The sequence below is a fragment of the Cellulomonas sp. NPDC055163 genome (assembly GCF_053607065.1).
Window position 1 is genome coordinate 219,009 of sequence record NZ_JBSGSU010000004.1, and the last position, 12,172, is coordinate 231,180.

The 12,172-nt window shown below is 74.1% G+C and carries 10 protein-coding genes, 1 tRNA gene and 1 pseudogene; 6 read left to right on the forward strand and 6 right to left on the reverse strand.

The genetic code is table 11. From position 1 onward, the window contains the following. The 5 genes from ACWFNE_RS09400 to ACWFNE_RS09420 are packed head-to-tail and all read left to right on the forward strand — an operon-like array spanning position 1 to position 4,535. Positions 1-1,425 (forward strand): FtsK/SpoIIIE domain-containing protein, encoded by a 1,425-nt coding sequence (locus ACWFNE_RS09400; RefSeq protein WP_452122157.1) that lies wholly within the window; start codon positions 1-3, stop codon positions 1,423-1,425. Then, positions 1,422-1,685, forward strand: a complete 264-nt coding sequence (locus tag ACWFNE_RS09405; RefSeq protein WP_452122158.1) for a hypothetical protein — start codon at positions 1,422-1,424, stop codon at positions 1,683-1,685. Before ACWFNE_RS09400 ends, ACWFNE_RS09405 begins: the two co-directional genes overlap by 4 nt. Continuing rightward, complete coding sequence (locus ACWFNE_RS09410) at positions 1,682-3,232, forward strand: replication initiator (RefSeq protein WP_452122159.1); 1,551 nt, start codon at positions 1,682-1,684, stop codon at positions 3,230-3,232. Before ACWFNE_RS09405 ends, ACWFNE_RS09410 begins: the two co-directional genes overlap by 4 nt. A 2-nt stretch (positions 3,233-3,234) precedes the next feature. Beyond that, entirely contained in the window at positions 3,235-3,447 is a 213-nt protein-coding gene (locus ACWFNE_RS09415) for a helix-turn-helix transcriptional regulator (protein ID WP_452122160.1), read from the forward strand. Further along, positions 3,375-4,535 carry a tyrosine-type recombinase/integrase gene (locus tag ACWFNE_RS09420; protein ID WP_452122161.1) on the forward strand — a complete coding sequence of 387 codons (1,161 nt, stop codon included), beginning with the start codon at positions 3,375-3,377 and terminating at the stop codon, positions 4,533-4,535. Before ACWFNE_RS09415 ends, ACWFNE_RS09420 begins: the two co-directional genes overlap by 73 nt. A gap of 48 nt (positions 4,536-4,583) precedes the next feature. On the opposite strand, the gene ACWFNE_RS09425 is transcribed toward ACWFNE_RS09420, so the two are convergent. The 4 genes and pseudogenes from ACWFNE_RS09425 to tmk form a co-directional block, all read right to left on the reverse strand. Further along, positions 4,584-4,659: transfer RNA gene (locus ACWFNE_RS09425), tRNA-Thr, on the reverse strand. A gap of 191 nt (positions 4,660-4,850) precedes the next feature. Beyond that, entirely contained in the window at positions 4,851-6,467 is a 1,617-nt protein-coding gene (locus ACWFNE_RS09430) for an alpha/beta fold hydrolase (protein ID WP_452122162.1), read from the reverse strand. Between the two features lie 148 nt (positions 6,468-6,615). Further along, positions 6,616-7,752 carry a DNA polymerase III subunit delta' gene (locus ACWFNE_RS09435; protein ID WP_452122163.1) on the reverse strand — a complete coding sequence of 379 codons (1,137 nt, stop codon included), beginning with the start codon at positions 7,750-7,752 and terminating at the stop codon, positions 6,616-6,618. Between the two features lie 152 nt (positions 7,753-7,904). Beyond that, positions 7,905-8,516, reverse strand: a pseudogene (gene tmk, locus ACWFNE_RS09440) (dTMP kinase); the annotation flags it as partial. Positions 8,517-8,805: 289 nt separating this feature from the next. On the opposite strand from tmk, the gene ACWFNE_RS09445 reads away from it, so the two are divergent. Further along, positions 8,806-10,023, forward strand: a complete 1,218-nt coding sequence (locus ACWFNE_RS09445; RefSeq protein WP_452122164.1) for a low temperature requirement protein A — start codon at positions 8,806-8,808, stop codon at positions 10,021-10,023. A gap of 94 nt (positions 10,024-10,117) precedes the next feature. On the opposite strand, the gene ACWFNE_RS09450 is transcribed toward ACWFNE_RS09445, so the two are convergent. Beyond that, positions 10,118-10,834, reverse strand: coding sequence for a TerD family protein (locus ACWFNE_RS09450; protein WP_452122165.1), 717 nt, complete (start codon positions 10,832-10,834; stop codon positions 10,118-10,120). A 184-nt stretch (positions 10,835-11,018) separates the two neighbouring features. Continuing rightward, on the reverse strand, positions 11,019-12,101 hold the full coding sequence (locus tag ACWFNE_RS09455) for a hypothetical protein (RefSeq protein ID WP_452122166.1): 1,083 nt from the start codon (positions 12,099-12,101) through the stop codon (positions 11,019-11,021). Positions 12,102-12,172: the final 71 nt, after the last annotated feature.

Consider the following 12,172-nt stretch of genomic DNA (forward strand, 5'->3'; position numbering starts at 1 on the left):
ATGAGCTTCGTCCTGCTCCTGTGCCTGGTAATCAGCCCCGCGGTCGCGGCGCTGGTCGTCCGGTGGCTTTGGCGTCGCGGGGTGCCGGTCCTCGGCTGGCTCGTGCACCACCCGGCCGCGGCCGTGGCGATCGTGGCGGTGATGTGGCTGCAGCGCGTGGGCGCTGAGCACGGAGCCGGCGTCGTGATCGTCGCCGTCACGCTGATGGTCGGGGTACTCGTCGCCCTCCGTGTCGTGCTCCCCGAGCGCTTCTCCGACTGGGTGTCATCGAGGGCCCAGGGGTGGTGGCGTGAGGCGCGTGTCTACCGCGGCACGTGGCAGGCCGCGATGGCGACGACAGGCCTGGCGCTTCGGATGGGCCGCGCGCAGCGGCTGCCGGGACTGGTGAGTGTTCGCAGCCGTGGCGGGATCGACCTGGTTCGCGCTCGGATGCTGCCTGGCCAGGTGCTGGAGGACTGGGCTCAGAACGCACCGCGACTGGCGCAGACCTTCGGGAGCCAGGAGTGCCGCGTGCGGACCGTCAAGCGGCGACCGCACCAGCTCGAGCTGTGGTTCCTCGCGAGCGACCCGCTCTCGAGCGACGTCATGCCGTTCGACTCGGAGGAAAGCGACCCATCTGCGCTGCCGGTGGCGGTGCGGGAGGACGGACGGCGCTACGACCTGCCCCTGCTGGGGACGCACGTGCTCGTGGTGGGTGCGACCGGCGCCGGTAAGGGCTCGGTGCTGTGGTCGATCGTGGCCGCGCTCGGTCCCGCGATCCGCGACCGCACGGCGCAGGTGTGGGCGCTCGACCCGAAGGGCGGCATGGAGCTCGCCGGTGGTCGTGCGCTGTTCCACCGGTTCGTCTACGGCGACCCGCAGGACGACGCGGTGTACGAGCTGGACTTCGCGCGGACGCTAGAGGACGCCGTGGCGGTCATGCGCCGGCGCCAGTCGGTGCTGCGTGGGGTGGCTCGGTTGCACACGCCCTCCGCCGACGAGCCGCTGATCGTGCTGCTCGTCGACGAGCTCGCCAGTCTCACGGCTTATGTGGCCGACCGTGACGCCAAGCGCCGGATCGGGTCGGCACTCGCGCTGCTCCTGTCCCAAGGACGCGCCGTCGGCATCAGCGTCGTCGCCGCGGTGCAGGACCCCCGCAAGGAGGTAGTCACCGTGCGAGACCTCTTCCCGACGCGAATCGCGCTGCGTCTCTCAGAGGCGGACCAGGTGGCCCTGGTCCTCGGTGCGGGCGCGCGAGACCGCGGTGCTCGGTGCGACGACATCCCTGAGTCGCGTCCAGGGATCGGGTACGTCGGGATCGATGGCGTGGCGGAGCCGGTGCGCGTGCGCTTCTCGCATATCACGGACGTGGAGATCGCGAGCCTGGTCGCTCGCTTTGGCCGGCCGGCGACTCCGGTGCCCGTGTCCGAGGAAAGCGCGGCGTGATCATGGCCAGCGCACTCCCCGACACGCGCTGGATGACGGACGCCGCGTGCGCCCAGCGTCTCGACCTCCCGTGGCTCGCAGACGCCGCGGACGTCAGCCCGTCGGACGAGCTGGTGATGTTCGACGTCTGCTGGCACTGCCGGGTCTCTGGGCCGTGCTACGACTTCGCTCAGCGCGTCGGCGCCTGCGGCGGCTTCTGGTCCGGCGTCAACCGTGACGTCGACGCGGACTTCCTGCCTGGGTTGGGGGATGTGGCATGAGGGGCATCGGCATCGACGACGAGGTCATCCGCGAGCTCGCGATCGAGCAGGCCGTCTGCGTGCGTCCGGTGATGCGGCGCGTGACCGACCGCGTGACCGGTGAGGTGACGACCGTACCGATCCGGTGCGGAGCCACGCGCGACTCGGTGTGCCCCAGCTGCGCCGCGAAGGCCCGCCGGCTGCGGATGACCCAATGCGCGGAGGGCTGGCACGCCGAGTCGGAGCCGGTGGCCCCCGACGACGGCCAGCTCGCCGAGGCGCCAATCGCGGAGCCCGCCGAGACGGATAGCGGCGACACACACCGACAGACGCGCTCGACTCGGCGGCGGGCGGACGCTCCGGACCTGCCGACCCGTCCCACAGATCCCCGCACGATCGGACAGGTCTTCGCCGCTCCGGACGGCAAGGTGTACCGGCCGTCGATGTTCGTCACGCTCACCCTGCCGTCCTACGGCAAGGTGAAGCCGCACCTCGGAGTCCCGGTCGACCCCGCCCGGTACGACTATCGACGCGCCGCACTCGACGCCCTGCACTTCCCCAAGCTGCTCGACCGGTGGCTGCAGAACCTGCGCCGGTGCGCCGGCTACCAGTGCCAGTACTTCGGCGCCGTGGAGGCGCAGCGCCGCCTCGCTCCGCACTTCCACATCGCGATCCGCGGCGCCATCCCACGTGCGACGGTTCGCGCGGTCACGCGCGCCACGTACCTCCAGCTCTGGTGGCCGCCGATGCTCGACCCCGCTTACGTCCAACGGGTTCCCGTCTGGGCTGACGAGCACTACTGCGACCCCGACACCGGCTGCCCGCTGCCCACGTGGGAGCAGGCAATCCAGGCCCTAGACGACGACCCGGACGCCCGGCCCGCGCACGTGATGCGGCTCGGGCAGCGGGTCGACATCAAGGGCATCCTCGGGGGCACCCCGAACGCCGACCGCGCCGTGCGCTACCTCACCAAGTACCTCACCAAGGCGGTCGCCGAGACCTACGCCGACGACGACGGAGGTGACGCGGCCTACGAGGCGCACATCGACCGCCTCCACGAGCACGTGCGCTGGCTGCCCTGCTCCAAGGAGTGCGCGAACTGGCTGCGATTCGGCGTCCAGCCGCACGACGCCGGCCCGGGTCTGGTTCCAGGGCACTGCGCGTCCAAAGCACACGACCGCGATCACGTGGGCGTCGGCGGGCGACGGGTCCTGGTATCCCGACGCTGGTCCGGCAAGACCCTCACGGAGCACAAGGCAGACCGCGCCGCCGTGGTGCGTGCCGCACTTGAGGCCGCGGGCATCAAGCCACCGGCGGCCAACCGAATGGCCGCAGAGACGCTGCACGAGGACGGCAAGCCGCGCTTCGTGTGGGACGACGTCCCACTGTCCCAGTACGACTACGGCCGCGTCGTCATGGCGACGGTCGTAGAGGCGCGGCGATGGCGGGCGCAGTACGACCGAGCCAAGGAGCTGCTGGCGGGCACAGATCCGCCTGTGGACAAAGGTTCGGCAATCGCCAGTGTGCGGGCCAGCAGCATGCGACCCGCCGTGACCGAAGGGATCTGACGATGAGCGCAGGAACGAAGTCCGCCGCGGTCCGTACGGAGCTGCCGGTGATGCTGACGAGCTATGAGGTGGCCCGGGTCCTGCAGGTGTCGCCGTCGACGCTGTGCCGCTGGCGGCAGACCGGTCAGGGGCCACGGGTCACGTGGCTGACGCCGAACTGCCCGCGCTACGCAAAGGACGACGTCGACGCGTGGCTGGCGAGGATGGCGGCATGAGCGTCGTGAAGCTCACGAACGGCCGGTGGCGGGCGAAGCTCAAGAGCGGCCGGGTGGACGTCGCGAGCAAGGCCTTCGACACGCGGCGCGAGGCGGTGGCGTGGCTCGCTCGGGAGCGGGCGGCACTGGCCGGCGGGGTCGACCCGCGAGCTGGTCGGGAGCGGGTGCGGGCGCTGGTGATCCGGTGGTTGCAGATCCGTCGGACGACAGTGGCCGGCAAGACGTACCGGTCGGACCAGGACCTCCTGCGGCTGATGCCGACGAGCATGCTGGCGCTGCAGGTGGGATCGGTGTCGGGGCGGGAGGTCGCCCGCTCCTATGAGGCGCTGCTGGCCCGCGGTCTGGCGGAGGGCACGGTGCGGCGGTACCGGGCGAGCCTGTCGTCGTTCTTCGCGTGGTGCGTGCGCGAGAAGATGATCGCCGCCAACCCGGTGACCGACGTCCGGGTCCCCCGGCAGTCGCACGTCGTCGAGGAGATGGACCCGTTCACGGAGTCGATGCTCGAGGACGCGCACGCGGCGTGGTCGGAGGCGTCCCAGCAACTAGCGGACATCCTGCTCGTGCTGGCCTGGACCGGGCTGCGGTGGGGTGAGGCGCGGGCGATGCGCGTCGAGGATGTGATGCAGATCCCGACGCCCGGTCTGATGGTGCGGCGGTCGCAGCCGGAGGGTCAGCCGGTCAAGGCGACGAAGGGTCGCGCCTCACGACGGGTGCCGCTGGCGAACCGCGTGCTGCCGGTCGTCCTGCGGCTGGCGGCGGACAAGGCGTCGAGCGACCTGCTGTTCACCACGGCGAGCGGAGGGCAGCTGCATCGCACGGCGGCGGTGCGGTCGGTGCGTTGGGCCGAGACGAACCGCGGGCGCCGCGTGCACGACCTCCGCCACACCGCCGCGTGCCTGTGGCTGGCCCGCGGTGTCGACCCCGGGACAGTGCAGGCGTGGATGGGTCACGAGTCGATCGCGACCACGAACCGGTACCTGCACTTCCTCGGGACCGGGGCCGATTTGGTGGGTCTGGAGAGGCTGAATACCGACCTGGGGGGCACCAGGGGGGCACGACGGGACACGTCAGGGGGGTGGGAACGATGAAACCCCGCCGGACTGTCAGCGTTTCCGCTGGTCCGACGGGGTTCCGGGTGGAGCCGCCTAACAGAATCGAACTGTTGACCTTCTCATTACGAGTGAGACGCTCTACCGACTGAGCTAAGGCGGCACTGCTGCTTGCTGAGGCACTGCTGGGTGCTGCTGTGGTGCGCGCGCCGCGCGGTCGAGCCGAGCGGGCTGCGCCACTCTACCTGGCGTCCGGCCCAGGATTCAAAACCAGCGCCCGCCGGACCCGTCGCCGCAGGCCAGGGCCGTCAGCCGACCGTGGCCAGCGCCGCGCGCGGCCGGCGCCGGCGCCCGTCAACAGCGCGTCCCGTCCTCGGGCACGGTGCCCTCGAGCAGGTACGCGTCGACGGCCCCGGAGATGCACTCGTCGGACCGCCCGTACGCGGTGTGCCCCTCGCCCTCGAACGTGAGGAGCACCGCGGAGGACAGCGTCTCGGAGAGCGACTCGGCCCAGACGTAGGGGGTCGCGGGGTCGTTGGTGGTGCCGATCACGACGATCGGCGCGGCACCCTCGGCCGTGTACGAGTCGAGCTCACCGGCCACGGGGACCGGCCAGCGCGCGCACACGACACCGCCGTACCCGAAGTACCGCCCGATCGTCGGCGCGACCTCGACCATGCGCTCGGCGGAGGCCCGCATCTCGTCGGGGTCGGTCGTGGCCCGGTCGTCCGCGCATCCGATCGCCCAGAACGCCTCGGTCGTGTTGCTCGCGTACGTGCCGTCGGCCTCGCGGTCGTAGTACAGGTCCGCGAACTGCAGGAGCCGCGAGCCGTCGCGCTGCTGGATCGCCCCGGTCAGGCCCTCGGTGAGGTAGGGCCACAGCGAGTTCGCGTAGAGCGTCTGCGCGATGCCCGCGAACGCGAGGCTGCCCGTGAGCTGCCGGTTCGGGTCGGAGGTGTCGATCGGGTTGCGGCGCGCGTCCTCCAGCAGGTCGGCGACGGCGGCGAGCCCTTCGTCGACCGTGCCCTCGAGCGGGCAGGCCTTGCCCGCCTGGCAGTCCGCGACGTACGCGCGCAGGGCCGACTCGAAGCCGGCCGCCTGGCCCGCCGCGACCTCGTCGGAGTCGAGCGTCGGGTCGAGCGCACCGTCGAGCACGAGCCGGCCGACGCGCTCCGGGAACAGCGAGGCGTACGTGGCGCCGAGCGCCGTGCCGTACGAGAAGCCGAGGTAGTGGAGCTGCTGGTCGCCCAGCACGGCGCGCAGCACGTCGAGGTCCCGGGCCGCGCTCACGGTGTCGACGTGCTCGAGCACCTCGCCGGTCCGCTCGAGGCAGCCGGCCCCGAGCTCGCCGTACATCGCCTCGACCTCCTCGAGGCCCTCGGGCGTCGAGTAGTCGGCGTCGAACGCCACGAGCGCGTCCATCTCCGGACCGTCGACGCACTCGACCGGGTGCGACGTCCCGACGCCGCGCGGGTCGAAGCCGACGAGGTCGTAGCGCTCCTTGACCTCGGTGCCCACGCGCTGCAGCACGACGCTCTCGAGCGCCTCCGTGCCCGACGCCCCCGGCCCGCCGGGGTTGGTCAGCAGCGACCCGATCCGGTCGCCCCCGGTCGCGCGCGAGCGGTTGACGGCGAGCTCGATCGACGCACCGCCGGGCTCGGCCCAGTCGACCGGCACGACGACGGTCGCGCACTCGAGGGCGCCGCACGCGGTCCACTCGGGCTGCTGCTCGTAGAACTCCGCGAGCTCCGGGGCGACGCCCTCGCTCGACGCGGGCGGGGCGCTCGGGTCGACGGTGACCTGGTTCTTGGGGCTCGAGCACCCGGCCAGCACGAGCGCACTCACCGCGAGCAGACCGGCGGCGCGCAGGAGCGGGCCGGAGGCGCGCCGGGCCGGGCGCAGCGGGGAGGGCGTCACCGCGGCCAGGGGCTGCTCGGCGGCACGGCGGACGTCACGTGGGGCGAGGGGCACCGCCCCAGCCTAAGCGGGATGCGACGCCGCTCTCGTCGCCCGTTCGGCGCAGCGGGCCTCGCGCGAGCGCCCGGAGGCTCAGCCCTGGGGCCGCAGCGCGGACGCCCGGAGGCTACGCCCTGGGGCCGCAGGGCGGACGCCAGGGGGCTCAGCCCTGGGGTCGCAGCGCGATCGCCATCGCCTCGACCGCGAGCAGCGGCGCGACGTTGCCCGCGAGCCTCGTCCGGGCCACCCCGACGGCGTCCATCCGGCGCAGCGTCTGCTCCGCGGTGCTGCTCTCGGCGAGCGTCCGCACGGTCTCCTCGTGCTCGACGTTCACGAGCTCGACGCCCGCGGCGAGCTGGATCACGAGGACGTCGCGGTACAGCGACAGGAGGTCGACCATCGCGCGGTCCAGCACGTCGCGCTGCGCCCGCGTCGCGCGGCGCTTCTGGTCCTCCTCGAGCTGACGGACCTGGGCCCGCAGCGCCGGCGGGATCGTCGCCGCGCCCTCCGCGCCGAGCGAGCGCAGCAGCGCCGAGCGCTCGCTCGCGTCGCGCTCCTCGGTCGCCGCCTTCGCGTCGGCCTGCGCGGTCTCGACGAGCTCGCCGGCGGCCAGCACGGCGTCGCCGACCCCGCGCACGCGCGGCGCGAGCGAGAGCACCTTGGCCCGGCGCGCCCGCGCCTCGGGGTCGCGCGCGAGCCGCCGGGCGATGCCGATGTGGCTCTGCGCCGCCCGGGCGGCGACGGCGGCGACGTGCGGGTCGACGCCGTCGCGGCGCACCAGCAGCTCGGCGACCGCGTCGACCGGCGGGACGCGCAGCGGGACGGAGCGGCTGCGCGAGCGCAGCGTCACGAGCACGTCCTGGGGGCTCGGCGCGCACAGCAGCCAGACCGTGCGCGGCGGCGGCTCCTCGATGGCCTTGAGCAGCACGTTGCCGCTCGTCTCGTTGAGCCGGTCCGCGTCCTCGACGACGATGACGCGCCACCGGCCCTCGGACGGCGAGCGCTGCGCGAGCTCGACGAGCGGCCGCGCGGTGTCGACGCGGATGAAGACGCCCTCGGTCGCGACGAGCGTCACGTCGGGGTGGGTCCCGTGCAGCACCGTGGTGCACGCGTGGCAGTGGCCGCAGCCGCCCTCGAGGCACTGGAGCGCCGCCGCGAACGCGCGCGCCGCGTTGGACCGTCCCGAGCCGGGCGGCCCGGTGAGCAGCCACGCGTGCGTCATGCGGCTCGGGTCGAGAGCCGCACCGCGCAGCTCCTCGACGGCGGGCTCCTGCCCGACGACGTCGTCCCAGACGCTCATGCGGCACCGGCCCCGGGCGTCGCACCCGGGACGGCGTCGGGCCCGGCCGCAGCGGTCGCCGCGTCGGACCCCGGCACCGCAGGCTCGCCGCCCGCCGCACGCACCGGCGTCCGGTCGCCGGCGTCGAGGTCGTCCTCGAACCCGCCCGCCGCGGCGACCCGCGCCAGCACGCGCGCGGCGAGCTCGTCGACCGGCCGGGTCGCGTCGAGCACGAGCCAGCGGCCCGGGTCGCGCTCGGCGCGCGCGAGGAACGCGGCGCGGGTGCGGCGGTGGAAGTCGTCGCCGGCCCGCTCGAGCCGGTCGGGGTCACCGGTGAGCCGGGTGCGGCCGACGTCCGGGTCGAGGTCGAGCAGCACCGTCACCGCGGGCAGCAGACCGCCGGTTGCCCAGAGCGAGATCCGCTCGACCTCGTCGGCCCCGAGGTCCCGCCCCGAGCCCTGGTACGCGATCGACGAGTCGAGGTAGCGGTCCGTGAGGACGACGGCCCCGCGCTCGAGCGCCGGGCGGACGAGCGACGCGACGTGGTGCGCGCGGTCCGCGGCGTAGAGCAGCACCTCGGCGCGAGGGTCGACGTGGTCGCCGTGCAGCAGCGCCTGGCGGAGCTCGACACCCAGCGGGGTGCCCCCCGGCTCGCGTGTGAGCACGACCTCGCGGCCCAGCGCCCGCAGGCGGTCCGCGAGCGCCCGCGCCTGCGTCGACTTGCCCGCGCCGTCGCCGCCCTCGAAGGAGACGAAGAGGCCGAGGGCGGACGGCGCGACCGACAGGTTGCCGACGGACGCCCTGGTCCGGCTGCCGTCCGTGGTTCCGGCCGCGGCCGGCACCGTCGCGTCGCGCGGGCCGTCGGCCGGGATGCCCTGAGCGGCTCGGCTCGGGGGCTGGGCGTCGCTCGAAGTCACGACGCCAGGGTAGCCCGCACCTCCGCCGAGCCACCCCGGCTGACGTGCGGCTCTGGTGCCCCGCTGCGCGCACACCCCCCTGCGCGGACGGGGTGACGCCCGCGCGGCCGAGGCCTCCCTTTCTCCGACGGACCGTCGCGCCCTAGGGTCGGCGACCATGAGTCAGCAGCTTCTCCTCGGGCACCGCCGCATGCGTCTCGCGGTGCCCCTCGCCGGCCGGGACCCGGACCAGCACGACCGCGGCGCGACGCCCCTCGAGCTGTTCTTCGACCTCGTCTTCGTGGTCGCGGTCGCCCTCGCCGCCGAGGGCCTGCACCACGGCATCGCGGAGGCGCACACGGCCGAGAGCCTGGTCCGGTTCGCGATGGTCTTCTGCGCGATCTACTGGGCGTGGGTCAACTTCACCTGGCTCTCCTCGGCGTACGACACCGACGACATCCTGTTCCGGGCGCTGACGTTCCTCACCATGACCGGTGCGCTCGTCTTCGCCGCGGGCGTGCCGCGCGTGATGGCGGACGGCGACTTCTCGGTGGTCGTCGCGGGCTACACCCTCATGCGCGTCGCGCAGATCCTGACCTGGCTGCGCGTGGCGCGAGGCGACACCGCCCGGCAGGCGACGGCCTTGCGGTACGCGGGTGGCCTGGCCGTCGTGCAGACCGCCTGGGTGCTCACGCTGCTCGTCCTGCCGTCGCCCGCGTGGATCGTCGCATGCCTGCCGCTGGCCGTCGTCGAGGTGCTCCTGCCGATGTGGGCCGAGAGAGGCAAGGCGATCCCCTGGCACCCCGACCACATCGCCGAGCGCTACGGCCTCTTCATGATCATCGTCCTCGGCGAGTCCGTGCTCGCCACGTCGCGCGCGGTCCAGACCGCGCTCGACGAGGGCGCCGCGGGCGCGCTCGCCCCGGTCTTCGTCGGCGGGCTGCTCGTCCTCTTCTCGATCTGGTGGGCCTACTTCGAGCGACCCGCCGACCACCTGGGCTCGTCACGGTGGTGGCCGTGGGTGTGGTCCTACCTCCACCTGATCGTGTTCGCCGCCGTCGCCGCCGTGGGCGCCGGGCTGGCCCTGGTCATCGAGGAGGCCGCGCACCACGGCGAGGTGGACCCGACCACCGCCGCGGCCGCCGTGACCGTCCCCTACGCCCTGTTCCTGCTCAGCCTGTGGGGCATGTACGTGCGGCACGACGAGCCCGCGGTGCGCCGGTTCGGGGTGCCCGTCGTGGTCGCTGTCGTCGCGGCGCTCACGCTCGCGACGCGGGCCGGGATGATGCCCGGCACCGTGGTGCTCGCGGTCGGCCTCACGGCGGCGGTGCTCGTCGTCGTCGAGGCCTGGCTGCGCCTGCGCGGCGACGGCGACGCGGCGGCGCTCCCGCGATAGGCGGAGACTCGCCGGGCCGCCCACCTGACCGGCAGGACGACGGCCCCCGCCGCGGCGCACCGCGGCGGGGGCCGTCGTCGTCCCGGCGGACCGGCTACTTGCGCCCGGCCGTCCAGTTCATGCCCCAGCCGTACTGGCGGTCGAGCTCGGCCTGGCTGCCCTGGATGTAGCGGACCTCGCGGTTCACGGAGAGCTCGCCGCCCGTGTTCTCGATCATCGCGATCGCGCACATCGGCGAGCGCGGGTCGTGCTCGTCGAGCCGGACCTCGATCTCGGGGCCCGACGCGGGGAACAGCGTCACGACGCCGTCCGCGGCGGCCCAGTTCGGCACGCCCTGGTAGATGAACGCGAAGACGAGTATCCGGCGGATCTCGCTCACGTGGGCGAGGTTGACGAAGAGGTTCTCCCCGCCCGAGTTCGTGCCGCTGCGGTCGTCGCCGTCGAGCCACGTGATCGCCTCGCCGCTGCGCGTGTCGCGGAACGCGTTGCCGAGCGCCTGGACGACGCCCTTGGACCCGTCGGTGTACTCGTACAGTGCCGCGAGGTCGAGGTCGATCGACCCGCCGCCGCCACCGCCCGTGAGGCGCTTGAGGAACCCGCCGCCCTGCGGTGCACCGGCGGGGCGCGCGTTCCAGTTCAGGTTGACGCGCAGGATCCCGCTCGCGCCGCCGCGCTTGGTCAGCGACACCGACGGCGCCGCCTTGGTGAGCGTGACCTTGCTCAGCGAGACGGGGGCGGATCCGCCCGCCGCCGCGCTGCTCTCGGGTGCGGGGTCGGGCGCTCCCGGACGCTTGGTGTAGTCGATTCCCATGCTGACCTCCTCGGTGTGCCGGCGGACCGGCGGCTGGTCGTGCTGCTCAGGATTGCTGGGTCGTGCTCTGCGGCTCGCGCTCTGCGGCTCGTGCCGTGGGGCTCGCACTCCGTAACTCCGGCGCGGCGGCGCGGGTTCCGCGCTCCGTGGCTCGCGGGCGCGAAACGGCCGTGCGGCGCGCGCCTCACACGAGCGGGGTCCGGGTGTCGACCCAGGTGATCTGCTCGAACCCGTGCGCGGTGCACGCGTCGCGCAGGGTGCCCTCGATGAGCTCGTCCTCGGCGCGGAGCACGAGCTCCCCGCCGACGCGCAGCACCGACAGCGCGACGAGCACGCCCGCCGACCGCCCGTGCCGCAGCGGCGCCTCGACGCGCAGCCCCCCGAAGCCGTGCACGACGAGCGTGCCACCCCAGTCGAGCGCCGCGCCGGACTCGGAGTACGCGAGCACGACGAGCCGCTCGACCGCACGGACCTGGCGCAGGTCCACGACGAGCTGCTCGAAGCGCTCGCGCGACGAGACGATCACGGGCCGGCGGGTGTGCAGCCCGGCGACGGGGATCTCGCGGCTGTGCGCGACGAGCGAGGGCCGGGCGCCGGCCAGCCGGTACGCGCACGCGAGGCGCAGGTCGCCGACCGCGTCGGAGCACGCCGCCTCGACGGTCAGCCCACCGACGCCCGACTGCAGCGCCGTGAGCGCGACGACGGGCTCCGTGGGGGTCAGCACGACCGGCGACCCCGCGTGCACGCGCGGCGGCGCGAACGCCAGCACGAGGTCGCCCGCGGCGGCGGACGGGGGCTCCGGGCGGGCGCGACGGGCGGTAGCGGCGGGCGCGGTCGAGGCGGTGAGGTCGAGCGACGTCACCGGGCGTGCGCCCTGCGCGGTGACCGGGCTGACCGCGCTCGACGGGTTCGACGGCGCGTGCGGCCCAGCCGGTCCGGGTGCCGGGGTCGGCGCTGCGGCCCGGGACGGCGTCGCGGTCCGTGCCGGGCCCGTCCCGAGGTCGAGCGACGTCGATCCCGTGCTTGCGCGGCCGAGGTCCAGCGACGTGGATCCCGTCCCCGCGGAGCCGAGGTCGAGCGACGTCGAGCCAGCGCCCGACGTGCCGGGGGTCGACGGCGTGGAGCCCGTGCCCGCGGAGCCGAGGTCGAGCGACGTCGAGCCCGCACCCGGCGAGCCGAGGTCGAGCGAGGACGACCCGGAGGTCGCCGGAGAGCGGTCCGCCGCCGCCGGCGGAGCCACGGCCGGCGCCGGGGTGGTCGGCCGCACCGGCGTCCCCGAGCCGGTCGGCACCGCCGACGCCCGCGCCGCCGCGGGCGCTCCAGCCGCAGCACCCCCCG

Coding starts and splice junctions, on each gene's coding strand:
- ACWFNE_RS09400 (WP_452122157.1), top strand. CDS start 1: ATGAGCTTCGTCCTGCTCCTGTGCCTGGTAATCAGCCCCGCGGTCGCG.
- ACWFNE_RS09410 (WP_452122159.1), top strand. CDS start 1,682: ATGAGGGGCATCGGCATCGACGACGAGGTCATCCGCGAGCTCGCGATC.
- ACWFNE_RS09415 (WP_452122160.1), top strand. CDS start 3,235: ATGAGCGCAGGAACGAAGTCCGCCGCGGTCCGTACGGAGCTGCCGGTG.
- ACWFNE_RS09435 (WP_452122163.1), bottom strand. CDS start 7,752: ATGAGCGTCTGGGACGACGTCGTCGGGCAGGAGCCCGCCGTCGAGGAG.
- ACWFNE_RS09445 (WP_452122164.1), top strand. CDS start 8,806: ATGAGTCAGCAGCTTCTCCTCGGGCACCGCCGCATGCGTCTCGCGGTG.
- ACWFNE_RS09450 (WP_452122165.1), bottom strand. CDS start 10,834: ATGGGAATCGACTACACCAAGCGTCCGGGAGCGCCCGACCCCGCACCC.